The organism is Corynebacterium yonathiae (genome assembly GCF_027570195.1).
In the GTDB taxonomy this organism is placed as follows: Bacteria; Actinomycetota; Actinomycetes; order Mycobacteriales; family Mycobacteriaceae; genus Corynebacterium; species Corynebacterium yonathiae.
In genome coordinates, this window is sequence record NZ_JAKMUZ010000006.1 from 36,012 (window position 1) to 59,636 (window position 23,625).

The 23,625-nt window shown below is 60.4% G+C and carries 24 protein-coding genes; 11 read left to right on the top strand and 13 right to left on the bottom strand.

Annotated elements, in window-relative coordinates; genetic code table 11:
* Window positions 1-29 precede the first annotated feature (29 nt).
* The 6 genes from rfbA to L8V22_RS04255 all read right to left on the bottom strand — a co-directional run bounded on the left by rfbA (window position 30) and on the right by L8V22_RS04255 (window position 7,379).
* Entirely contained in the window at window positions 30-878 is an 849-nt protein-coding gene (gene rfbA / locus L8V22_RS04230) for a glucose-1-phosphate thymidylyltransferase RfbA (RefSeq protein WP_238800575.1), read from the bottom strand.
* Window positions 879-2,234: a dTDP-4-dehydrorhamnose reductase gene (gene rfbD, locus L8V22_RS04235; protein WP_238800574.1), complete on the bottom strand. Its 1,356-nt coding sequence runs from the start codon at window positions 2,232-2,234 to the stop codon at window positions 879-881.
* 2 nt (window positions 2,235-2,236) lie between these two features.
* Window positions 2,237-3,232 carry a dTDP-glucose 4,6-dehydratase gene (rfbB, locus tag L8V22_RS04240; protein WP_238800749.1) on the bottom strand — a complete coding sequence of 332 codons (996 nt, stop codon included), beginning with the start codon at window positions 3,230-3,232 and terminating at the stop codon, window positions 2,237-2,239.
* A gap of 73 nt (window positions 3,233-3,305) precedes the next feature.
* Window positions 3,306-4,787, bottom strand: coding sequence for an HNH endonuclease signature motif containing protein (locus L8V22_RS04245; RefSeq protein ID WP_238800573.1), 1,482 nt, complete (start codon window positions 4,785-4,787; stop codon window positions 3,306-3,308).
* 141 nt (window positions 4,788-4,928) lie between these two features.
* The gene (locus L8V22_RS04250; protein ID WP_238800572.1) at window positions 4,929-6,254 is read right to left on the bottom strand and encodes a M1 family metallopeptidase; all 1,326 of its coding nucleotides are present in this window, start codon (window positions 6,252-6,254) and stop codon (window positions 4,929-4,931) included.
* Between the two features lie 45 nt (window positions 6,255-6,299).
* On the bottom strand, window positions 6,300-7,379 hold the full coding sequence (locus L8V22_RS04255; protein WP_238800570.1) for an alpha/beta hydrolase: 1,080 nt from the start codon (window positions 7,377-7,379) through the stop codon (window positions 6,300-6,302).
* 202 nt (window positions 7,380-7,581) lie between these two features.
* Between L8V22_RS04255 and L8V22_RS04260 the strand changes: the two genes are divergently transcribed.
* On the top strand, window positions 7,582-7,755 hold the full coding sequence (locus L8V22_RS04260) for a hypothetical protein (RefSeq protein ID WP_238800569.1): 174 nt from the start codon (window positions 7,582-7,584) through the stop codon (window positions 7,753-7,755).
* On the opposite strand, the gene L8V22_RS04265 is transcribed toward L8V22_RS04260, so the two are convergent.
* Window positions 7,752-8,195 carry an alpha/beta hydrolase-fold protein gene (locus tag L8V22_RS04265; protein ID WP_238800567.1) on the bottom strand — a complete coding sequence of 148 codons (444 nt, stop codon included), beginning with the start codon at window positions 8,193-8,195 and terminating at the stop codon, window positions 7,752-7,754. The genes L8V22_RS04260 and L8V22_RS04265 overlap by 4 nt on opposite strands.
* Entirely contained in the window at window positions 8,158-8,835 is a 678-nt protein-coding gene (locus L8V22_RS04270; RefSeq protein ID WP_269966407.1) for a hypothetical protein, read from the bottom strand. Before L8V22_RS04270 ends, L8V22_RS04265 begins: the two co-directional genes overlap by 38 nt.
* Before the next feature lie 530 nt (window positions 8,836-9,365).
* Here L8V22_RS04270 and lpdA point away from each other — a divergent pair.
* A complete protein-coding gene (gene lpdA, locus L8V22_RS04275; protein ID WP_238800563.1) occupies window positions 9,366-10,778 on the top strand; it encodes a dihydrolipoyl dehydrogenase in 1,413 nt (470 codons plus the stop codon).
* A 131-nt stretch (window positions 10,779-10,909) separates the two neighbouring features.
* Here lpdA and ramB read toward each other — a convergent pair whose 3' ends face one another.
* Window positions 10,910-12,319 carry an acetate metabolism transcriptional regulator RamB gene (gene ramB / locus L8V22_RS04280; RefSeq protein WP_238800561.1) on the bottom strand — a complete coding sequence of 470 codons (1,410 nt, stop codon included), beginning with the start codon at window positions 12,317-12,319 and terminating at the stop codon, window positions 10,910-10,912.
* A 370-nt stretch (window positions 12,320-12,689) separates the two neighbouring features.
* On the opposite strand from ramB, the gene L8V22_RS04285 reads away from it, so the two are divergent.
* The 8 genes from L8V22_RS04285 to L8V22_RS04320 all read left to right on the top strand — a co-directional run bounded on the left by L8V22_RS04285 (window position 12,690) and on the right by L8V22_RS04320 (window position 19,521).
* Window positions 12,690-13,445, top strand: coding sequence for a succinate dehydrogenase cytochrome b subunit (locus L8V22_RS04285; RefSeq protein ID WP_238800559.1), 756 nt, complete (start codon window positions 12,690-12,692; stop codon window positions 13,443-13,445).
* Window positions 13,446-13,460: 15 nt separating this feature from the next.
* Window positions 13,461-15,476 (top strand): fumarate reductase/succinate dehydrogenase flavoprotein subunit, encoded by a 2,016-nt coding sequence (locus tag L8V22_RS04290; protein ID WP_023020451.1) that lies wholly within the window; start codon window positions 13,461-13,463, stop codon window positions 15,474-15,476.
* Entirely contained in the window at window positions 15,476-16,225 is a 750-nt protein-coding gene (locus L8V22_RS04295; RefSeq protein ID WP_238800557.1) for a succinate dehydrogenase/fumarate reductase iron-sulfur subunit, read from the top strand. The genes L8V22_RS04290 and L8V22_RS04295 overlap by 1 nt, the downstream gene beginning before the upstream one ends.
* Before the next feature lie 56 nt (window positions 16,226-16,281).
* Window positions 16,282-16,656, top strand: coding sequence for a hypothetical protein (locus L8V22_RS04300; RefSeq protein WP_049377823.1), 375 nt, complete (start codon window positions 16,282-16,284; stop codon window positions 16,654-16,656).
* Window positions 16,657-16,906: 250 nt separating this feature from the next.
* Entirely contained in the window at window positions 16,907-18,253 is a 1,347-nt protein-coding gene (locus L8V22_RS04305; protein WP_238800555.1) for a DUF445 domain-containing protein, read from the top strand.
* 19 nt (window positions 18,254-18,272) lie between these two features.
* On the top strand, window positions 18,273-18,710 hold the full coding sequence (locus L8V22_RS04310) for a CGLAU_01105 family protein (protein ID WP_238800553.1): 438 nt from the start codon (window positions 18,273-18,275) through the stop codon (window positions 18,708-18,710).
* 5 nt (window positions 18,711-18,715) lie between these two features.
* Complete coding sequence (locus L8V22_RS04315) at window positions 18,716-19,006, top strand: DUF2516 family protein (RefSeq protein ID WP_238800551.1); 291 nt, start codon at window positions 18,716-18,718, stop codon at window positions 19,004-19,006.
* Window positions 19,006-19,521 (top strand): beta/alpha barrel domain-containing protein, encoded by a 516-nt coding sequence (locus L8V22_RS04320; protein ID WP_238800549.1) that lies wholly within the window; start codon window positions 19,006-19,008, stop codon window positions 19,519-19,521. Before L8V22_RS04315 ends, L8V22_RS04320 begins: the two co-directional genes overlap by 1 nt.
* Here L8V22_RS04320 and L8V22_RS04325 read toward each other — a convergent pair.
* The 3 genes from L8V22_RS04325 to L8V22_RS04335 form a co-directional block, all read right to left on the bottom strand.
* Window positions 19,518-20,369: an LmeA family phospholipid-binding protein gene (locus L8V22_RS04325; RefSeq protein ID WP_238800547.1), complete on the bottom strand. Its 852-nt coding sequence runs from the start codon at window positions 20,367-20,369 to the stop codon at window positions 19,518-19,520. The genes L8V22_RS04320 and L8V22_RS04325 overlap by 4 nt on opposite strands.
* Window positions 20,370-20,478: 109 nt before the next feature.
* Window positions 20,479-21,291, bottom strand: a complete 813-nt coding sequence (locus L8V22_RS04330; RefSeq protein ID WP_238800546.1) for a class I SAM-dependent methyltransferase — start codon at window positions 21,289-21,291, stop codon at window positions 20,479-20,481.
* A 20-nt stretch (window positions 21,292-21,311) separates the two neighbouring features.
* Window positions 21,312-21,803, bottom strand: a complete 492-nt coding sequence (locus tag L8V22_RS04335) for a DUF2505 domain-containing protein (protein WP_238800544.1) — start codon at window positions 21,801-21,803, stop codon at window positions 21,312-21,314.
* 24 nt (window positions 21,804-21,827) lie between these two features.
* Here L8V22_RS04335 and L8V22_RS04340 point away from each other — a divergent pair, with 24 nt between their 5' ends.
* A complete protein-coding gene (locus L8V22_RS04340) occupies window positions 21,828-22,934 on the top strand; it encodes a UDP-N-acetylmuramate dehydrogenase (protein ID WP_238800543.1) in 1,107 nt (368 codons plus the stop codon).
* Window positions 22,935-23,078: 144 nt separating this feature from the next.
* On the opposite strand, the gene L8V22_RS04345 is transcribed toward L8V22_RS04340, so the two are convergent.
* A complete protein-coding gene (locus L8V22_RS04345) occupies window positions 23,079-23,555 on the bottom strand; it encodes an S-ribosylhomocysteine lyase (RefSeq protein WP_238800542.1) in 477 nt (158 codons plus the stop codon).
* Window positions 23,556-23,625: the final 70 nt, after the last annotated feature.

The window sequence follows — 23,625 nt, forward strand, 5'->3', positions numbered from 1 at the left end:
CCGCTAGCCCTAGCCGGTAGCCCTAACCGCTAGTACGCCCGCAGGTACTCGCCGTAGCCGGACTTAAGCAGTGGCTCGGCGAGTGCTTCTAGCTGGGTGCGGTCGATAAAGCCCGCCTCATAGGCGGCGACCTCGGGCGATCCGATAACGATCCCGGTGCGCTTTTGCATTACCTCGACATAGGCGGAAGCCTCGCTCATCGAGTCCACCGTTCCCGTATCGAGCCACACGCTGCCGCGGTGCAGGCGCTGGACATTCAGTTCATCGCGGCGCAGGTACTCCTCGTTCACGGCCGTGATTTCCAATTCGCCGCGGCCACTGGGCTCGATGCCCTTGGCTATCTCCACGACGGAGTTGTCATAGAAATACAAGCCCACCACCGCGTGGTTCGACCGCGGGACCTCCGGCTTTTCTTGGATGCTCAGGGCACGGCCCGCGGCGTCGAATTCCACGACTCCGTAGCGCTGCGGATCCGAAACCTCGTAGGCGAAGATGATGCCGCCTTCCGGATCCTGGCAGTTAGCGAGCTCGCCGCCGAAGCCGTGGAAGATATTATCGCCGAGCACGAGTGCGACGCTGTCATCGCCAATGAAATCCTCGCCAATCAAAAAGGCCTGCGCGAGCCCCTCCGGCCGCGGCTGGACCGCATAATCGATCATGAGCCCGAGCTGGGAGCCGTCACCAAAGAGGCGTTGGAAGGCACCCGCATCCTCCGGGGTGGTGATGATGAGGATCTCCCGAATACCCGCCTGGATCAGCGTGGTCAGCGGATAGTAAATCATCGGCTTGTCATAGATGGGCATGAGTTGTTTTGAGATGCCCTTCGTAATCGGGTAGAGCCGCGTGCCGGAACCGCCGGCTAAGATGATGCCCTTCATTTAGTCCTCCGGGTACAGCGCCAGGTACAGGGCCAGGGCCGCGCGCCAATTTTGCGGCTTGAAGCCGGTGGCCTCGATTTTGTCCAGGGCAAGCGTGGATTCCTTGGGGCGCGGAGCCTCAGGTCCTGTGATCTCGCGGTATTGCTCAGTACTTACCGGCGTTACCTCGGACGGGTCGTGGCCGAGCCCGATGAAGACGGCCATAGCAATCTCATCGCGGCCCACGGTATCGCCCGAATTGGACAGGTTATATACGCCGTACTCCGCACCGGAGTCGAGCAGGTGCACGATGCCCTTGGCTAGATCCTCGGCAAACGTAGGCCGCCCGCGTTGGTCGTGGATGACCTTCGGTTCTACGCCTTTATTGGCTAGCCGACGCATGGTGGACATGAAATTTTCACCATCGCCAAAGACCCACGAGGTCCGAATGACGTAGTGCTGGGGCGCAGTCTGGGTAGCCGTCTCGCCCGCGGCTTTCGACGCCCCATAGGCACTCAGCGGCGACGGTAGCTCCTCTTCGGTGTGGACCTCGTTAGTGCCATCGAAGATATAATCGCTCGAGACATGCACCAGCGTGATCTGGTTTTCCGCGGCGATGCGCGCCAGCTTTGCGGGCGCTTCCGCGTTAACTGCCCAGGCTGCGGCGCGGTTACTTTCGGCGCCGTTGACATCGTTATACGCCGCGCAGTTAATGATGGCCGAGTACTGCTTCCAATTCCGCTCCGGCGGATTGGTGATGTCGAAGTCGGCGTGGGAGCAAAATTCGGCGTCGGCAAGCAGACGCTTCAATGCCCGCCCCAGCTGCCCATTCGCGCCCGTGACAAGGATGCGCCGGGCGGGCATCGGGCTCACCTCTTTGAGGCCGGGGTGCTGCTTGTCCTTCTCCGAAATCTCGGTGGGCTCCAGTGGCCAGTCCACGATGTTGAGGTTTACTGCGGCATAGCGAGCCTCGGCCGACCAATGCTCATTGACCAGATAACAATACGAGGTTTCTTCCAAGGCCTGAAAGCCATTGGCGACGCCCCGCGGCACAAACACCGCAGTCTCCGGCCCGACCTCATGGGTAACGACCTCGCCAAAGCTCTCCGAGTCCTCGCGTAAATCGCACCACGCGCCAAAGATCTTGCCCTGTGCCACCGAGACCAGTTTGTCCCACGGCTCGGCGTGGAGGCCGCGTGTGGATCCGGCGTGGTTGTAGGAAATATTGTTCTGCACCGGCTGGAAGCTTGCGAGCTCGGGCGCGAGTGCGGCGAGCTTTTCGCGCTGCCAATTCTCTTTGAACCAGCCGCGGTTATCCCCGTGCACGTCGAGGTCGATGATGAGCAGTCCCGGGATGGCGGTTTTGGTAATACGCATATCTACTGTCCTTGCTGCTTGTAGCGGGCTTCCACGTCTTCCTTCTCGGTCTTCCACCAGTCTTCGTTGTCGTGGTACCACGCGATGGTGTCTTCGAGGCCGGTGCGGATATCCGTGAAGCGCGGGCTCCAGTCCAACTCGCGGCGCAGCTTGGTGGCGTCCATGGCGTAGCGCTGGTCATGCCCTGGGCGGTCCGCTACGTGCTCATAGAGGGCGCGCCCATCGCGGGTGTGGCCCATAATTTCGCAGATGAGCTCGATGACCTGCTTATTATTAATATCCTTCTGGTCAGCGCCGATATTGTAGGTCTCGCCAATCCGGCCGCACTCTAGGATGGCGAGCACCGCTTCATTGTGATCATCGACGTGGATCCAATCGCGCACCTGCTCGCCCGTTCCATAGAGCTTGGGGGTGCGCCCGGAGAGGATATTGGTGATCTGACGGGGAATGAACTTCTCGATGTGCTGGTACGGCCCGTAATTATTGGAGCAATTCGAGATGGTGGCGCGCAGCCCAAAAGAACGCACCCACGCGCGCACCAGGTGGTCAGAACCTGCCTTGGTAGCGGAGTACGGGCTGGAAGGTGCGTAAGCGGTGTTCTCATTAAACTTGGTCGCTGCCCCGATCTCAAGGTCGCCGAAAACCTCGTCGGTAGAAACATGGTGGAAGCGAGTATCGTGCTTCCGGCACGCCTCCAACAGGGTGAACGTACCCATGATATTCGTGTGGAGGAAGGGCGAAGGGTCGCGCAAAGAATTGTCGTTATGAGATTCGGCGGCGAAGTGGACGACAAGATCGGCGGCAGCGACGAGCGGTGCCACGGTGGCGGGATCGGCGATATCACCCTCGACGAAGTCAATATCCAGATCGGCGAGGTTGGCGCGGTTTCCAGCGTAAGTGAGCTTGTCGAGCACCGTAACGCGGGTATCGGGGCGCGCCTGGCGCATGAGGCGCACGAAATTGGCGCCGATAAAACCGGCGCCGCCAGTGACGAGCATCGTTTGCATGGTTATCCAGTGTAGGGCAGTCGAGCGCACGGCTGTGGCAGGCCGCGGGCTCGCGTGGAAGAGGTCAGGCTGCGCCTGGGGGTGACGGAGGCGGCGAAGGTGGATCGGTGAGCCTGCGAGCCGGGGCTTGTTCCGCGGCGGGGTGTTCGTTGACCTCTATCGTGGGCGATAGGCCGCTCGTGTGGGCGGCTCGGTAGCCCACCCGGCCGGTGCCGGGGTCCCGTTCGGCGTGACCCATTCCGTTGCGGCCATCGCGGTAGTCGTTATTGTCCACGTGGTGTCGGCGGCACAGGAGTGTGAGGTTCTTGAGGTCGGTGGCGCCGCCGTGCGACCACGCTTGCAGATGGTGGACATCGCAGTCCTGCCAGGGGCGGTGGCACTCTGGGTGGGTGCAGACAAGTTCGGAGGCCGCGAGGGCGAGTTTCTGCCAGAGGGACGCGGTGCGTTTGGTGCGGCCCAGTTCGAGCGGAAAGCCCTTCTCGTCCACGGCGCAGAAAAAATCGTGCTGCGCGGCACCCAAGCGGAGGAGATCGAGCGGGGTGAGCTCGATGCCAGTGCTGGTGGCGAAGCGGGTATCTCCGCCCATCGCCTCCAGTTCCTCCAAGGTGGTGGCGACAAAGAAGGAACCGAGGCCGTCGGAGGTCTTCTGGGTGGCAGAAAGGTAGCTCGACAGCGCAGCGGTCAATTGGTCCGCCATGCGCTGGGCATAAGTGCGGGTATCATCCTCGGCGCTGAGATCGGCGCTGCCCTTATTCTTCGCAGGGGCAAAGGCGCTGGCGAGGATGGCGGCGGACGAGGCGTCGAGGTATCCGGAGATGTGCACACCGCCGTCTGCGTCTTGGCGGGAAATACTGAAGCGTCGCTTGCGGGTTGCGGCGTGTGGATCGGGCTCGCCGGCAGGATTGAGGGCATGTTTATTCGCCTTGCGGATGGCCTTGCGTAGCCACTCGCGCAGGGAATCTAAGGAGCGGCGCTTGGCCTGTTCGAGGGCCTGGTTGCGCAGTTCGCTTGGGCCGGGAATGGCGTACTTGCTGAGACTGCGTAGCTCGTTCTCGATGAGATTGAGGACGCGCTCGGGAATGGGTTCTTCTTCGAAGAGCTTCTTGCGGCGCTTCTCCTCTTCGCGGCGCTCACGGTCAGCGCGGCGGCGAGCTTCTTCCTCGGCCTGTGCGCGTGCAGCGTCATCGGCATCGGGATCAGCAGGTGGGGGAGTGGGCTCCGGCTCGGGTAGGGGCGCGAAGAGATTCTTGCCATTGCGCAGACGAGCGGCCGCTTCGGCATCGCTAAGGCCTAGGCGGGTGGTTAGGTAGTCCTTGGCCTTTGAGGAGCCTACGCGGCGACCAGCGTCATCGCGCTCCGCGATGAAAGCAAAGGCAGCGTCAATAGCGGCCTTGTTGCCCAAGGCCCTTTCCAAGTGCTCGAAATGGGGGTGAAGAAGCTCGAAAGATAAGTCGGAAGGATCCTGCATGAGGTCGCGCAGTTGGGTTAGCCCAGTGGCAACCTGTGCGATGGCGGAGTCTATCTCCGCATGCTTGGTGGTCTGCATAATCCCTCCTTTCCCATTCGTTTACATGTTCTATTTTACCTAGATAAAACACCCCGTCAACAGGAAAGAAGAGGGTGTTCAATAGATTAGACATTCCCCAAACAAACGCAGATTAAATCCCGCGAAACGGGGCTGAAACCACTAATTCGGGAATGGAGGAAGGGCCTTTTGGTTGAGCCAAGCGTCTACGGTGGCGTCGAAAAGCGCGGCATCGGGCGCAGCGGCGCGGAAGGAATCTAGCAACATGGAAGGCTCCACCACCGAATGTTGGTGCTCGGTGAGGTAGCTGCGGAGGGTGGTAAAGAAGGCGTCGCCAAGCAGGCAGTGAATGGCGTGCGCGGTCAAGGCGCCACGCTTATACACGCGGTCATCGAACATATCGCGCGCACCCGGGTCAGAAACGGTGAGGTTCTGCGCCTTGCGGCCTAGGACGTTGTAGTGGGAACGTGCCGCCTCGCGCGCGGTGGTCTCGCCCTTATGCTCGGCCCATAGCCACTCGCTGTAGCAGGCAAAGCCCTCATTGAGCCAGATATCCTTCCACTCGCCTAGGCCCACGGAATTGCCAAACCACTGGTGGGAAAGCTCGTGGGCAATGAGGCGCTCGAAGGCGTGGTCGCCTTTAATGTGGTTGGAACCAAAGATGGACAGGCCCTGCGCCTCCAGTGGAATCTCCAATTCATCTTCCGTGATGACCACCTGGTAATCCGCAAACGGGTACGGGCCATAAATGGAGGAGAAGAAGTTCACCATCTCTTGCTGCTGGGCAAATTCATCCAAGACGCGCTCGCGCAGCGCGGCCGGTGCCCAAGCCCGAGCGGAAGGGCCCAAGGCAAAACTGGAAAACTCGCCTACCTGTACCGTAGCCAGGTAGGTGGCCATGGGCTCGCGGGTGCGGAAATGCCAGCGCGTGGTGGAGCCGCCCGCCCGGCGGGAAATCAGTTCTCCATTAGAGACCACGATGAAGGGGTCATCGGCCGTAATGATGATGTCATATAGCGCCTTTGCAGAAGGTGTGTCGTCGCAGGGGAACCAGCTCGGCGCACCATTGGGCTGGCTGGCTACCAGCGAACCGGACTCGGTTTCCTCCCAGCCAATCTCGCCCCAGGTGGTGCGGATTGGCCGCGGGCTGCCACCGTAGCGAATGACCAGCTCAAACTCCGTCTCCGCAGCGATTTCTGCAGCGAAACGAAGACGCAGCTTGCCGGAAGACTGGCGGAACTTGGCCACCCGCGGCGCGCCCTTCGCGGTCACGCGGCGGGCCACCATCGCCCCGCCCAGGTCCAAGGTCAAGGACGTCAAATTAGCGGTTGCTCGGATCGCTAAAACGGCCTCGCCGTGGAGCAGGTTGGGCTCCACGCGGTAGGTTAGATCCAGCGTGTAGTGGGATACCTCAAAACCGAGGTTAAAATCCACGCCGGTATAAGGATCGGTATGAGTGCGCGAAAGGGCGGTAGGAAGCAACTTCATAATGCTGCAAGCCTACCGCCCTTTTAGCCGGGGAAAGAAACGAGCTTATTTATTGAAAGCGCGCTCGAACACCGGCCAGGAATCCTTGAGATCCTCTATCCAATGTGGCCAGGAGTGGGTGCCGGTATTGCGGAAGTTATAGGTAGCCGGGATGCCGGCCTGGTCCAGCTTGGCCTTGAAGTTATGGGTGCAGTAGTTCACACCCGCTTCAATGGCGCCGCCTTCACCCTGCAGGACGGCGGAGCCTGCAGCGGCCGCTACGGGGTTATTGCCCTCAGACAGTTTATAGGAGAAAGTATCCTCCTTGCCAGCCAGACCGGAACCAGAAGAAATGTATAGTTCCGTGCCACGCAGCTTTTCATGGTTCATCATCGCATCGTTATAGCGGTTGGTGGGGGAGCCGAACGGGCCCCACATCTGCTCCGCGGTAGCACCGCCGCGGTTGACGGTGAGCTCAACAGCCTTGTGTTCTAGCGGGTAGGCGGTAGCCGCGCAGCCCGCGAAGGAACCGACGGCGTCATAAAAGCCCTGGTTGTGCTCTGCCAAGAGCAGGGAGGAGGTAGCGGACATGGACATGCCCGCGATGGCGCGGTGGTTATCGGCCTTGATGTGGCCCTCGATAGTTCCTGGCAGCTCCTTGGTGAGGAAGGTTTCCCACTTCTGCGGTCCCTTGAGGTACTTGGAGTTTGGCTCGGAAACCCAGTCGGTGTAGTAGGAGAAGGCACCGGCCTGCGGGATTACCACGTTGACGTTCTTGGAGTGGTAGAAATCAACGGCATCAGAAAGCTTCAGCCAGTCCATGTCCTGCTCTGCGCCGCCTGCACCGTTGAGCAGGTAAATGGTTGGGCGGTTCTCGTCCGTCGCGCGAATGACCGCCAGCGGAATCTTGCGGCCGTCCATGGCCGGGGAGGTAGCCTGCAGCTTTTCGACGCGCGGATCGTCCTTGTACTTCTGGTACCAGGTCTTCTGCTCCAACTCCGGGGTGACCTCTAGTGGGGCTAGGGTGGACTGGGCAGCATTGCCCGCTACCTGCTGCGGGGTGAGCTGTGCGGCGCCCGCCAGCGGGGCGCAAGCCAAGCCTGCGCACACGGCGGTGGAGGCAAGGATGGAGCTAAGATGCTTCATAGTGCTTCTTTCCTGTAGTTAATAGACTACTTCCTGTAGTTTATGGACTAGCTAATTATACTGCAGCGTTGCTTTTTCCGCAGTGCCGGCGGTCTCCGGAGTGCGAGTGGTCATATCTTCGACGTAGTCCTTATCCGGGGATTGGTCAGCGGTGCTCCGGGCGTCCTTGATCTGCGCATTTTCCTGAGCTTGCGGCGCATGAATGGAAAGCTCAATAGCCTCTACCGCCGGTGAGCCGGGTGAGGCCGGTGCTTCTGTGGCGTCCTTGGCAAAGCCACGTTCGAAGGTCTTCCACGAGGTGGAGAGGTCATTGTGCCAGCTTGGTCAGAAGTGGGTGCCGGTATTGCGGAAGTTCCAGTCCGCCTTCATGCCCTAGGAATCTATCTTGGCCTTGAGGTTGTAGATGCAGGGGCTCATTGCGGCCTCGATGACACCGTTTTCAACCAGCAGCGTAGGGGAACCTTGTGCGCCCCGGTCGTTAGTACCGCCCAAACCGCTGTTCACGGAATCGTAAGTCCCAGATGGGCGCAAATTCGTCGGGGTGGCATTGACCAACGCGTCGTTGTACACGTTGTATTCGCTGCCCATGGTGCCCCACAACTGATCGGCCGAGCCCCCGCCGCGGTTGACGGTCAGCTGGGCGTATAGGCGTGGCAGCGGGCGAGAAGTGGCCGCGCAGCCGGAGAAGGAGCCCTCCGCGTTGTGGAAGCCCGGGATATGCTCCGCCAACAGCAGGGAGGAGGTAGCGGACAAAGACATGCCAGCGATGACGCGCTTGCTATTGCCTCCGATATGGGCCTCTAGAGCGCCTGGCAATTCCTTGGTCAGGAAGGTTTCCCACTTCTGGGGACCTTGAGGTAGCTATTTCCTGGGGCAGATACCCAGGCGGTGTAATAAGGAAAGCGCCGGCCCGCGGGATGACCACGTTGGCATCCCTGGACGTGTTGAAAGTCACTATGTTCTGTGCGCCCTCAGTCTTGGGGTCGATGTCGTGGTTGACGGTGTTAGTCAGCCAAGACAGGTCCTGCTCAGCGCCGCCCGCGCCGTTGAGTAAATGCAGGGTGGAGCGCTTCTTATCAAAGTTGCCGTTCGGAGTGATGACCGCAAGCGGAACCTCGCGGCCGCCCAGAGTGGCGGAGGTGGCGGTTAGGGCCTTTACAGGGGTGCCGTAGTGCTTACGCTGGCCACTGCCGTGACCAAAGGCGAGGCCCTTCCACTTGTCCTTGTTCTTCAGTCCGGCAATATCTACCGCGAGGATTTCGCCCTCGGTGGTGATAACGTAGTTGATGTTTTCCGCATCTGCTGGGGTAGTGAGGTTAGCCTCGCGGATGGTGGACGGGGTGGGGTCACCCTGAATTTCGGCCGGCTCTACGGCGGAGGCGTGAGTGGTGGAGAGGCCTCCGGCCGCAATAGCGATGCCTACCACGCGGGAACCGGTTGAGTGCAAGGTATGCATATTTTTGCATCCTCGAATTAGAAGAAACTTCTCAGTAGATATCGTTCCGTAAAACGAGAGTATCAGCAAGGCTCTATGCTTTAATAGTCCCTATTTAATGTAGCAAAACCTGTGACACATGTGGTTTGTATGTCATAATTTTGAACGCAGCGCGTATGTAACGGTGGCGCTAGAATCTCCGCTAGTACTAAACGTGTGAAAGTGCGGTCCCGTCCGCGGGCCCATACCTCGCTCTAGGCAAGTAAAAACACAGAAAGAAGCACAATGAACGTTTTCGATTCCATCCTCGTGTCCATCAATGAAGTTCTGGGCCAGTTCCTGCACATGGGTTCCTCCATGTCCTCCGCCGCCGCACTGGCTCTCGGCCTGTTCTAAAACACCGAGCCCATAGCCCTGCACGGCGTCGCGCGCTTGCCGACGCCCCCCGTGCAGGGCCTTTGTGCGTTTTACCCCCGAAGCGTGGGGTGCTCGGGCATAGGAGTGTGACCCAATGCGCGACATGGAGGGGAAAGTTACGTATCCTGTAGGGCGTGACTAATGAACATTATGACGTAGTAGTACTCGGCGCGGGCCCTGGCGGCTACGTGGCCGCCATCCGTGCAGCTCAGCTTGGTAAGAAAGTTGCCGTAATCGAGAAGCAGTACTGGGGCGGTGTCTGCCTGAATGTAGGCTGCATCCCTTCCAAGGCGCTGCTGAAGAATGCTGAGGTTGCCCACACCTTCAATCACGAAGCAAAGGATTTTGGCATCTCCGGCGATGTCTCCTTCGACTTCGGTGTTGCCCACAAGCGTTCCCGCAAGGTCTCCGCGGGCATCGTCAAGGGCGTTCATTACCTGATGAAGAAGAATAAGATCACCGAGATCAATGGTTTGGGCTCCTTCAAGGATGATAAGACCATTGAAATCACCGACGGTGATGACAGGGGCAAGACCGTCACCTTCGATGACTGCATCATCGCTACCGGCTCCGTGGTCAAGTCTCTGCCGGGCGTAGAGCTGGGCGGCAATATCGTCTCCTACGAGGAGCAGATCCTCAACGATGAGGCCCCGAAGTCCATGGTCATCGTTGGCGCCGGTGCCATCGGCATGGAATTTGCTTATGTTCTGTCCAACTACGGCGTGGACGTCACCATCGTGGAGTTCATGGACCGCGTCCTGCCGAACGAGGACAAGGACGTCTCCAAGGCCATCGCTAAGGAGTACAAGAAGCTCGGCGTTAAGCTGCTGACTGGCTACAAGACCACCTCCGTCAAGGACAACGGCGACAATGTCACCGTTGAGGTCGAGTCCAAGGATGGCTCCAAGCAGGACACCCTTACCGTGGACCGCGCCATGATTTCCATCGGCTTCGCCCCGCGCACCGAGGGCTTCGGCCTGGAGAACACCGGCGTTGAGCTCACCGAGCGCGGCGCCATCGCCATCGATGACACCATGCGCACCAACGTGGACCACATCTACGCCATCGGTGACGTCACCGCGAAGTTGCAGCTCGCACACGTTGCTGAGGCACAAGGCGTTGTCGCCGCAGAGACCATCGCCGGTGTAGAGACCCAGCTTCTGGGTGACTACATGAATATGCCGCGCGCTACCTTCTGCAACCCGCAGGTCGCTTCCTTCGGCTACACCGAAGAGGCTGCCAAGGAGAAGTTCGCGGACCGCGATATCAAGGTTGCTACCTTCCCGTTCTCCGCTAACGGCAAGGCTGCTGGCCTCAACGAGACCGCGGGCTTTGTCAAGCTCATTGCGGATGGCGAGTATGGCGAGCTTATCGGCGGCCACATGGTGGGCTCCAATGTCTCCGAGCTGCTGCCGGAGCTGACCCTGGCACAGCGTTTTGACCTCACCGCTGAGGAAATCGGCCGCAACGTCCACACCCACCCAACCCTCTCTGAGGCCATGAAGGAAGCTGCCGAAGGCATCGGCGGCCACATGATTAACCTCTAAGCAGGGCTGCTTGGCGACGTCGCCGTGAAGCGACGCCCACGGCACCGCGCCGTCCCCGCCCACCGGGCAGAGGGACCGCGGTGCCGTTTGTATGTCTACGCCCCCGAAAGGTTCGTCGTGGCGATGCGTAATTAGTACGGTGCCACGGCGGAGCGGTGGGCATCGACGTTGATGACCTCGTTAATGGGTGGGAAGGCGCGCTGCGCACAATTCTCGCGCGGGCAGGTGCGGCAACCGGAGCCAATAGGGGTCGCGGAGGAGAGGTCTTTGAGATCAAGGCCCTCGGCGTAGACGGTGCGGTCGGCGTGGCGGGCCTCGCAGCCAAGGCCGATGGCGAAGAGCTTATCGGTATCGCCAAAGCGTCCCTGATGGTGCTGGACGGCGCGCGAGATCCACAGGTAATTGCGGCCATCGGGCATCTGGGCCAACTGCCGGGAGATGATGCCAGGTTGTGTGAAGGTCTCGTAGACATTCCACAGCGGACAGGTGCCGCCATTATTGGAAAAGTGCACACCGGTGGCGGACTGGCGCTTGGACATATTTCCTGCGCGGTCGACGCGGACGAAGGTAAAAGGAATGCCACGCAGATTATCGCGCTGCAGAGTGGACAGGCGGGAGGCGACGGATTCATAGCCCACGCCGAATACTTGGCAGAGGTATTCCACGTCGTAGCCGGAGCGCTCGGCCTCGGAATGCATCAGGGCGTAGGGCATCACGGTGGCGGCGGCGAAATAGCTGGCCAGGCCGCGTTGCGCTAGGTTACGTGAGGCGTCCGAGGTAAATGGTTCTTCCTCTACTAGCGAGGAGATGCGATCCCCAGCCTCGAGGAAACTCAGTTCCGCAGCCATGCGGAAGGCGCGTTGTCCCTCGCTCAAGCGCGAGGCGAGTCGGAACTCGCCGGTCTCGCGGTCAAAACTGTGCAGGGTGCCATCCATTTGTGAAGTTATGTGGATGTCTACGTTGTGGTGATCGCGCAGGCGCTGGGCTAGGGCGTGTTCGGTGTCGCGGATGCCGAATTGGGTGACCGAGAGGGCGTCGGCAAGCTGCTCCGCATGGTGGTCCAGGTCGTCCAGGTAGTTCTGGCGGGCGTAGAAGAAATCGCGCACCTCATCGTGCGGCATGGACAGGGCCTGGGTGGCCTCTGTGGTGCGGCGGGTATCCGTGGCGAGCGAGAGCTTATCGCGCACGTTGCGGTAGCGGCGGTGGACATCCACCAGCGTGCGGGCAACGGTGGGATGGTTATAGACCAGCTCGGAGAGCTCCTGCAACTCGACGGGGGAGGGGCACAGCTCCTTGTCTTGGATGACGTCCTGGATCTCGGCGAGGAGGCGGGAGTCATCGTCGCGAGAGAAAAAGGTGGCATCAACACCGAAAACCTCGGTGATGCGGAGGAGTACCGGAACGGTCAGAGGCCGAACGTCGTGTTCGATCTGATTGACGTAGCTGGCGGAGAGTCCAAGCGTTGCGGCAAGGGATGCCTGACTTAGATCGCGCTCGCGGCGAAGCTGGCGAAGGCGGGATCCCACATACGTCTTACTCATGCCGGAAAGGTTACTGGGTGGCCTGCGGGTGTGCACCTTAATCGCAAAGATCTTGCGAAGAATATTCACCACGCCTGTGGGGCGCATGTGGGTTTCATGCGAAAGTTTGACACATAAAGGGGTAAGGCGGTCACTCTAGTAACACTGGGTGATCAAGTTCACATCTGGAAAGCGAATTACGCAACGTAGATATTTCGGAATTGCGAGCGGCCAAGGTAGCGACGTTTTGCCTCAAACCTTCTAAGGTAACCCTTACCTAAAAGAATTCTGGCTTTAACCGTACCGCCGTACCGTTAGGTGAAACACCATAGGAATTGACTGGTAACCAGCGGTTAAGCCCAGTTAAAGTGAGGGCGACAATGGAGGTGTCATGACTTTAAGAAATCCCGACCGTGAGGCAGTAGCTCACGGCCACATTACTAACGAACCAATCCGTCAGAAGCCGGGAGTGCCCTCCTGGGTTCTGAAGCTCATAATGGCCGTCACCGGCCTGCTGTTTGCACTTTTCGTCGTCGGCCACATGGCCGGCAACCTGAAGTTGTACCTGCCTGCTCACGGCGGCGAGGAGGCACTGGATGAATACGGTGCATTCCTGCGTTCCATGGGCGAGCCACTGTTCCCGCACGAGGGCCTGCTGTGGATTATCCGCGCGGTCCTGCTGGTTGCCATCATCGCCCACATCTACGGCGCGTTTGCTCTCACCGCACGATCCAAGGCATCCCGCGGCAAGTTCCGCCGTAGCAACCTGATGGGCGGCCTTGATTCCTTCGCTACCAAGTCCATGCTGGTTTCCGGCATCGTCTTGCTGCTGTTCATCATCTTCCACCTGCTGGACCTGACTATGGGCGTGCAGCCCATCGCCCCAGGTGACTTTGTGGAGGGTGCAGTAAAGGCCAATATGATTGCAACCTTTAGCCGCTGGCCGGTCACCATCGTGTACGTGATCGCCATGTGCTTCCTGTTCCTGCACCTCACCCACGGCATTCGCCTTGCTGCTTCTGACCTGGGTATCACCGGTGCTAAATGGCGTCAGACCTTCCTGATCCTGGCGTACGTCATCCCGGCCGTTGTCTGCATCGGCAACATCGTTATGCCTTTGTCCGTTGCCCTGGGCTTGGTCAGCTAAAGGAGTTAGAAACCCATGACTAATACTGAACTCAAGCGCGAGCACCCTAAGTTCTCGCATCCACAGTCCATCGTTCCGGGCGTATCCGCCGGCAACATCTTGGAATCCCACGAACCGCACGGCGTGCCAATGAAGGACATGTGGTCCCACCAAAAGGACCACATGCAGCTGGTCTCCCCGCTAAACCGCCGCAAGTTTGAGGTCCTCGTGGTTGGTACGGGCTTGTCCGCCGGTGCCGCTGCGGCCGCACTGGGCGAGCTGGGCTACAAGGTAAAGGTATTTACCTACCACGACTCCCCGCGCCGCGCGCACTCCATCGCCGCGCAGGGTGGCGTCAACGCCTCCCGTGCCAAGAAGGTGGACAATGACTCCGCCTACCGCCACACCAAGGACACCGTCAAGGGTGGCGACTACCGCTGCCGCGAGTCCGACTGCTGGCGCTTGGCCAACGAGTCCGTGCGCGTTATTGACCACATGAACGCCATCGGCGCACCGTTCGCTCGCGAGTACGGCGGCACCCTGGCTACCCGTTCCTTCGGTGGTGTGCAGGTCTCCCGTACCTACTACACCCGTGGTCAAACAGGCCAGCAGCTGCAGCTGTCCACCACCTCTGCGCTCTACCGCCAGATCGGCCTGGGCAACGTAGAACTCTTTGCCCATAATGATCTGCAGGACATCATTGTCTACAACGACAATGGCAAGAAGCGTGCAGGCGGCATCGTTACCCGCAACCTGATTACCGGTGAGCTCAAGGCCTTCACTGGCCACGCAGTCGTGCTGGGTACCGGCGGCTACGGCAACGTCTACCACATGTCCACCCTGGCTAAGAACTCCAATGCCAGCGCCATGATGCGTGCGTACGACAGCGGTGCCTACCTGGCCTCCCCGGCCTTCGTGCAGTTCCACCCGACGGGCCTGCCGGTCAACTCCGATTGGCAGTCTAAGACCATCCTGATGTCGGAGTCCCTGCGTAACGACGGCCGCATTTGGTCCCCGAAGAAGGAGGGCGACGACCGCGACCCGAATACCATTCCGGAAGAAGAGCGCGACTACTTCCTGGAGCGCCGCTACCCGGCATTCGGCAACCTGGTTCCGCGTGACGTTGCTTCCCGCGCCATCTCCCAGCAGATTAACGCTGGCCTGGGTGTTGGCCCCCTGCACAACTCGGTGTACCTGGACTTCCGTGACGCCATCGAGCGCCTGGGCAAGGACAAGATTCGCGAGCGCTACTCCAACCTCATTGAGATGTACGAGGAGGCCATCGGCGAGTCCGCCTACGAGACTCCGATGCGTATCGCTCCGACTTGCCACTTCACCATGGGTGGCCTGTGGACCGACTTCAACGAGATGACCTCCATCGACGGCCTCTTCGCCGCCGGTGAGTGTTCCTGGACCTACCACGGTGCTAACCGTCTGGGTGCTAACTCCCTGCTTTCGGCTTCCGTCGACGGCTGGTTCACCTTGCCGTTTACCATCCCGAACTACTTGGCTGACCACCTCAACGAAGAGAAGCTGGCCGAGGATTCCCCAGAGGCACAGGCAACCCTGGCACAATCCCAGGAGCGCATCGACCGCCTCATGGGTGTGCGCGGCGAGAACCCGCACGGTCCGTCCTACTACCACCGCCAGCTGGGCGACATCCTGTACCACGGCTGCGGTGTGTCCCGTAACGTGGAAGACCTCAAGGAAGCCATCACCAAGATCCGTGAGCTGCGCGAGGACTTCTGGGCTAATGTCCGCATCCCGGGCGAGGCCAACGACATGAATCAGGTGCTGGAATACGGCCTGCGCGTTGCTGACTACCTGGACCTAGGCGAGCTCATGTGTGTTGACGCTCTGGATCGCGACGAGTCCTGTGGCGCTCACTTCCGCGAGGACCACCTCACCGAGGACGGCGAGGCAGAACGCGACGACGAGAACTGGTGCTTCGTATCCGCCTGGGAGCCGGGCGCTAATAAGAACGAGTTCATCCGCCACGCCGAGCCGCTGTACTTTGATTCGATCCCGCTGATGACAAGGAACTACAAGTAATGAAACTGACACTTGAGATCTGGCGTCAAGCCGGACCGACCCAAGAAGGCCACTTCGAGACCGTCCAGGTAGACGATGCCTCTGAGCAGATGTCCATCCTGGAGCTGCTGGACCACGTCAACGAGGGCTACATTGAGCGCGGCGAAGAGCCTTTCGCCTTCGCCTCTGACTGCCGTGAGGGCATCTGTGGTACCTGTGGTCTGACCATCAACGGCCGTCCACACGGCCCTGGCCAGAACACCCCGGCCTGCCAGCAGCGCCTGTTCAACTTCACTGATGGACAGACCATCAAGCTGGAGCCATTCCGTTCCGCTGCCTACCCGGTCATCAAGGACATGATCGTCGACCGTGCGGCACTGGACCACGTGATGGAGCAGGGCGGTTACGTCTCCATGGACGCAGGTACCGCTCCGGATGCGGATACTCTGCACGTCAACCATGAGACTTCCGAGTACTCGCTGGACCACGCTGCCTGCATCGGCTGCGGCGCTTGCGTTGCCGCCTGCCCGAACGGCGCGGCTCACCTGTTTACCGGTGCGAAGTTGGTACACCTCTCCCTCATGCCGCTGGGCAAGGAAGAGCGTGGGCGCCGCGCCCGCAACATGGTCGATGACCTGGAAGCCAACTTCGGCCACTGCTCCCTTTACGGTGAGTGCGCCGATGTTTGTCCGGCCGGCGTTCCGCTGACCGCAGTTTCTGCGGTTACCCGCGAACGTGCACGTGCTGCTTTCCGTGGCAAGGACGACTAAGCTAAGGTTATTCCGTAGGAATACTAGGAACGAGAGAAAGACAGAAAGACTCCGCCATGAGCGATAACACCCACGCAGTCGCTGACTATGCCAGCGAGACCTACCCGGAGTTCTCCGGCAAGATTCAGGACACCTACATTGAGGGCTACGATCCAGTATCTTTCGGGGCTCCTCACTCTTCTCTCCTGCGCACCTCCACCTGGGTGGGCATGGGTCTGATTCTGTCTTGCCTTCCGGCTGCCGGAATCATCATCTGGGGCCTCGGCGTGTGGGATACCCCGCTGGGTACCGCCGGCGAAGGTGACTACACCCTGACCATGATCATCGGCATCATCGCCCTAGTAATTGTGGCTATCGCAGCAGTAGGCACCGTCCACTACGGTCGCCGCTACTACCGCAAGTACCGCAAGGAAACCGGCCGAGTTAACTAAGGAGCTTGCCTCACCTAGGCATTGCTCAAGTTTCTGTACTGACTCGACCTCACCCCCGTCTCCTCGCATGCGAACCATGCAAGGAGACGGGGGTTGCGTGATCTCTCACCGTCCAAATGACAATGTCAGATGGGCGTGATAGCGATTCGAGGAGTCATTGTAACGATGGCTGCCACCGGACATGTCCGGTGCGGGCACTAGGGTTAGAGAACAAAGCTCAAAAATATCTTCACAATCCCAAGGAGAGTTCATGACGCACCGCGCGGACGAAGGCCTCGAATCGGCAACCGCATCGGCACCGGAGCCGGCATTGTCGGGCGCTGCTCCCGTGCCGCAGGCCGGTAATCAGGAAGCCCGGCGGGCGGACCTGCGGCGGTGGAAGGCGATTGCGCTGTCGTTCCTGATTGGTGCGGCGGTGATCTTTTTGGGGTGTTCGTGGTGGCAGGCGTCGGAAAGCGGGGCGCCTGTGTGGGTGGGCTACGTGCGTGCAGCGGCAGAGGCCGGCATGGTAGGTGGCCTGGCGGACTGGTTTGCGGTGACCGCGCTCTTCCGCCGGCCCATGGGACTGCCCATCCCACATACGGCGCTGATTCCGAATAACAAAGACCGCGTGGGCGATGCCCTGAGTGACTTTGTGGAGGAGAACTTCCTCACCGCGGATGCGCTCAGCGCCAAGGTGCGGGAGGCGGAGCTGCCATTGTGGCTGGCACGCCAGGGGGTGGAACCCGGCAAGGCGGAAGAGGTCTCCGCGTGGATTGGTGAGCGTGCGGCCAGCGTGGTGTCAGATTTGGATCCTGCGGAGGCGGAGCAGTTTATTCGCACCCAGGTAATGGACCGCCTAGCCGAACCGGAATGGGGCCCGCCGCTGGGCAGGCTGCTGGAGGGCTATATTGCAGATGGTAAGGCGCGTCCGCTGGAGGATGACCTCATCGACTGGGCACACGGCAAGATTTTAAGCATGGAGTCCACCGTGGTCACCGCCATTGATGAGCGCATGCCGGGCTGGGCGCCGCGCTTTGCCCGCGAGATGGTGGGGGAGAAGGTTTATAGCGAGCTCGTAGAGTTCGCCGATGAGGTCCGCCGCAATGGCAACCACGAGGCCCGCCTGGCCATTCGACGCAATCTGTCCAAGCTCGCCTCCGATCTGCAGTGGGACGAGGAAATGCGCGGGCGCATCGAGGGCATCAAGCAGAAGATGCTCGCCTCTGAGCAAGCGCAGCAGGCGCCGGCGGCCATGTGGCGCACGGTATCTACCACGCTGATTGACCAGCTCAATGACCCAGAGTCTTTCCTGCGACAGAAGATTACGGCCAAGGTCACGGAGCTGGCGCACCGTCTGCTCGAGGACTCTGAATTTTTAGCCCAGGCCAATGCACTGGTGGACAAGGCCGCGCGCTATGCCGTAGAGAAATTCGCCCCGGAGATCATCGCGATTATTCCAGAGACCATCAAGCGCTGGGATGCGGAGGAGGCCTCCCAAAATATCGAGCTCATGGTGGGCAAGGACCTGCAATTTATTCGTTTAAACGGCACCGTCGTCGGTTCCCTGGCAGGATTGGTGATATTCGCGGTCAATCACCTTATCTTTGGCGCTTAGACAAAAGGAGTAATGAACAATGAGCGATAATAAGAAGATTTTTGATTCCCTGAAGGATGCTGGCAGCGCTGCCTTTGACGTAGTCAAGGACTTCGGCGGACGCCTGCAGGAGGAGCGCGCCCAGTACGCTCATGGCGCGGAGGCCAACAGCCCCTATGGCGCATCTGACAAGGATGGCTTGGTGGATAAGGCCACTACCACCGCGAAGGAGCTCGGTGCCTCTTTGAAGAAGGCCGCGGATGGCACCCGTGAGTCCGCTGCTTTCGACGCCGCTAAGGGCAAGTTCTCCACGGCCTATAACGAGACCCGCGAGGGCGTTATGGACGCCTATAATTCCGCCCAGGCCCGCCGTGCGGAAAAGAAGAATGCGGCGCGCCCTGGCCAGGATTCGGCTCCTTCGCAGGGCGATAATATTATCGATGGCGAAGTAATCGAGACTGACGATCCACAGAATTAAGCTACATGTATTTTCTTTATAATCTTGCCTTGCATCTAGACAGCTACCTCTTCCAAGTCCTCGCTCTGACCGCCATCGTCGGAGCGGTCCTCGCCGCTACCACGCGCGAGGATGCCTTCCGGGCCGGCGACCGACAAGGTAAGTGGGTATGGGTAGGCCTGCTGGCCGGCTCCGCGGTAGCGATGGTCACCGGCTTGGCCTTTTTGTCTTGGATCGGCGCGGTTATTACCGGCGTGTACTGGTTTGATGTGCGCCCACAACTCAAGGCCATTATCAACGGCGATTACAGCTACTAATGCTTAATTTGCTTGCTGCCTCGGCCGCGACGGTCAAGAACTGCGCCGCTGATAGTACCGTGGTGGTCTCCCCGCACCACGTTTCTATTGCCGCGGGAGCCGGCGCGGACGATATTATCTCCGTCGCAGGTTATCCCACCGGCCGCCACCACACTCTTATCAAGGCTTCCGAGGCCCGCCTGGCTATCCAATCGGGCGCCAGCGAGGTGTGGGTCAGCCTCGATGAGACCTTAACGGATGCCAATGCCGTGCTCTCTGAGCTCATTGCCATCCGCGAGGCCTGCCCGGATCCGGCCCGCTTGGGCCTCATTGTGCCAGACGCCCCGCTTGCCGACTCCGCCCTCAAAGCCACCATCAACGCCGCCCACCAAGCCGGCTACCAGCGCCTCATCGTGCACAGCGGCGAGGCCGCGGATCGGGCAGAATCCGGTGCCGGTGAAGAAGGCATGAAAAAAGGACCGGCGTTGGCCGCAGCCACACTTCCGGTCCTCGAGTTTCCCGCTTCCGCGGTTTAGACGGCTTCCTTCTGCGCGTCCCGCTGCGGCGCGCCCTTGCCAGTAGCCCCGCCCTGGCCTGCGGAGTCGCCGCCGCCGGTCAGTTTATCCATGTCGTTCATCGGAACATCGGTGCCGGTGATGGTGAGCTTGAGCTCGCCATCGAGCACCTCTACGGAATCGACGTTCATGTCAGAACCCACGAACTGATCCGACATGCCGTTCTGCAGGGCGGAGGAGATAGCTTCGGTGGCTTGGTCCGGCAGCTCAAGTCCAAAGATGGAGGCCTCGGTGGCGCGAATATCAAGCTTTCCATCGTGGGCGGTGGGCTCTAGCGAGAGATTAGCAAGGCCGCCTGCGAACTTGACGTCCAGCACGTGGTCTTGCTCATTGGCTGTGATCTCCGTGACCACCATATTGCCCACCTTCTCGCTGCCGGCCTGCTCGGAAATGCCCTTCTGGAAGGACGCCAGCAGGTAGTCATCCGGCACGGTGGTAGAAGCGCGCAGCTTGCCGGCTACCGGATTCTCTTGGTCGGTGCTCATATCTTCTACGTGGATCTCGGAGGCAGGTTGGCCCTTGATATCAGTGCCATCGATTTGCAGGGTGGACGGCGTGGTCATATCCATCTGGGAAATGGAGCCCTTAAACAGCCCTACGAGCAGCGGGCTGCCGCCAAAGCTGACAGAGGGATCTTCTTTGACCTGGATACCTTCTTCCTCGGCAGCCTGGTTAAATTGCGAGGTCATCTGGTGACCAATGAACCAGCGCAGACCGAACTCGGCCAAGAGGATGAGCACGAGCAGTGCTACGAGGATGCCAATGATGATTTTCCAGGCGAGTGAACCCGCCGATTTCTTCGAAGCCATGCGTACCAGTGTGGCGCATGAGACGGCGCGGGGCAAAGTCTGCGGGAGCCTTTGGACACATTGCTAGGCACTTCACAGCTGCCCCAGCTGTCATCACCGCGCGGCGCGTTTAGTCCCGTGGCGCGACGGACTCCCAGTCCACGGTCAGCACATTATCGCGCAGGCGCCGCCGGATGGGGTGGATAGTAAAGGGGGCGTCGGCAAGCGCGGCTCGTGCCATGCGCCAACGCACGCGCGGGCCGTAGGGCGCCCACCCCGCCGCGTGGTCCCAGGCCTCGTCCGCGGCCTTAAGCAGCTCGTGGATGGGCTCGCCGGGAACGTTGCGGTGGATGAGGATTTTGGGCAGGCGCTCGGCAAGGTCAGACGGGCGTGCTACATCGAACGGGTCCCACGCCAGGGTGAGCGTCCGCGGGCCGTGGGTATCCAGCAGCAACCAGGCGGCGCGCCGGCCCAGTTCATCGCAGGTGCCCTCCACAAAGAAGCCACCGGGGGCCAGCCGAGAACACACCGTCTGCCAGGCCTCCTGGACCTGGTTCACGTCGTATTGGCGTAGCACATTGAATGCGCGCACCAGCTGCGGCCGATAACCGGCTAACTCAAAGCCGCCCAATTCGAAACGCACGCCATCGCGTGGCGGTAGAACCCGGTCCGGGTGGATTTCGAGCCCGCGGACGTCTACCTGCGGATTCGCCCGGCGCAGCCACCCCGCCCATTCCACGGTGGTGGCGTGCGAAGCCCCGTAGCCTACGTCGATCGCGAGCGGCTTGTCCACGTGCCGCAGAAGCGTGGAAATCTCCGGGTGCGCGAGCATCCATCTATCGCAGCGGCGCAGGCGATTGTGATTGGTAGTGCCGCGGGTAATGACGCCAAAAGGCCGACCCGCAGCTGCGTTGGCGCGCAGATTATGTGCGTGATCGGCCATAGATAGTGGTGGTCGAGAACTTAAGCGTTCTCAGAGATCCACTGCTCGGTCAGCTTGCCTTCGTTATCGAAGAGCTCAGCCAGGGACTCGCCCACCTTTGGCTCGATGGCGGCGCCCATCATCGGGATATTGACGGAAATCTCGTTGACGTAGGACAGCTTGGTCATCTCGCCCTCGCCAGCCAGGGAGATATCGCCCTTGAAGTCAACCGGGGTGCCCTTGACATCCGCGGTGTAGTTGACGTCAGCGGCTTCACCGTTGAGCTCGCCGACGGTAACCACGCGCTTGACCTTCAGGTCTTGGGAGACCATGGCGCGTACCGCCTCTGGCAGCAGCGTGGTAGGCAGTACCTCGAAGAGGGTGGCTACGTTATCGCTGAAGTCGTGCACCTGGCCCGGCTCGGGGGAGAGGTTAGCCACGATGTACTCCCAGTATTCCTTGGTAAGCAGCGCCTTGTGGACCTTTTCGATGGGCTGATTGATGGTTACGGTGTTTTCACTACGGGTTGACATGCCTAACAGACTACCTTGGTAGGCGTGCTTGATAAATCTTTGACGCAACAGCTCACAGCGATCGACGGCGTAGAACTGGATTCCGCCGCCACCTTCGCGGATCTGACTACGCTGCGTGTGGGCGGAAAACCGCAGGCCGCACTGCGCTGCTCGCAGCCAGAGGCCGCCGTTGCCGTGGTGCGTGCCCTTGATCACGCCGAAGTGAAATTCATCATCGTTGGCGGCGGCTCCAACCTCCTGGTGGCCGATGGCGCCGTGGATCTGGTCGCCGTCATACTCGATTTTGATGGGGTCTCCATGGATACCGAGACCGGCCTGGTGCGCGCGCAGGCGGGTGCCGTGTGGGATGACGTGGTGGCCCGCTCCGTGCAGCTCGGCATGGGCGGCATCGAGTGTCTGTCCGGTATCCCCGGCACCGTGGGCGCGGTACCTGTGCAAAACGTGGGCGCCTATGGAGCCGAAATCTCCGAGGTCCTTACCCGTGTGCGCCTTTATAACCGCCGCACCGATGCCGATGAGTGGGTCCCCGCCTCCGATCTGGAGCTGGCCTATCGCTATTCCAACCTGAAATTCACCGGCCGCGCCGTGGTTCTGGAGGTAGAGCTTAAGCTCGATACCGAGGGCCTGTCCCGCCCGCTGCGCTTTGGCCAGCTCACCCAGAACCCGGGTGAGCGCCGCCCCGTGGCCGAGGTCCGCGAGGAGGTCTTAAAGCTGCGCCGCGGCAAGGGCATGGTGCTTGACCCTGCCGATCATGACACCTGGTCCGCCGGCTCCTTCTTCACCAACCCGGTGGTGGACTCTGCTCTTGCTGACGCCGTGCAGGCCAAGGTCCGTGCCTCGCTTGGCGACGCCACCGCTGACTCCATGCCCCGCCACCCCTCCTCCGCGGCCGACCGAGAAAAGCTTTCCGCGGCCTGGCTCATTGATCGCGCCGGGTTTGCCAAGGGCTACCCGGGCTCCGGCCGGGCTACGCTTTCGACAAAGCACACGCTGGCCCTCACCAACCGCGGCGATGCTACGGCCGCCGATATCGTGGAGCTTGCCCGCACCATCCGCGACGGCGTCCGCGATGCTTTCGACGTGGAACTCGTGCCCGAACCCGTCTGGATTGGCCTCGCCCTCGATGAGTAGCGCGAGGTTGCCCCTTCACACCGGGGCTTAAAACCTATAAAGCGGCCCCGATAGCGCCCTACACCACATGGTCTTCGGGTCTATCGTGGCCGCTTTGCAGGCCCGGCGTCTATCGCGCTCGCCGCGTCCGCTAAGGCTCCTAGATTAGGCCGCCATGACCTGGAGCCACTCATCCTTGGCGCCTAGGAATGCGCGGGCTGCTTCCTGCGCACCTTCCAAGCTGTGGTGCGCACCCCAGCCGCACTGCTCTTCGTTGGCAGCTGGTACCTCGGTGGCGTTAAGAATATCGTTGAGCGCGCCTTCCACCGCGCGCAGCAGCTCGTCCTGCTCCATACCGTTGGTGATGGCATAGAATCCGGTACGGCAGCCCATTGGGGCAAAGCCGATGAGCTTATCGGTGTAATTGCGCATGAAATTGGCCATCATATGCTCCACCGAATGCAGCGCCTTGGTATCAAGGTGATCCTGATTGGGCTGGCAGAAGCGCAGGTCATACTTAATGATTTCGACGCCACCGCCCAAGTCCGTGCGGTCGGCCACACGAATATACGGCGCGCTGACTAGGCGGTGGTCGAGTTCGAAGGATTTTACATTGAGCTTCTTTTCATTCTGTTCAGTCATGCTTCTCCAGTGTAATCACGGCTGAGTGTCACTTCCTGAAATAGATTCTTTACCGCATACGCTGGGATAA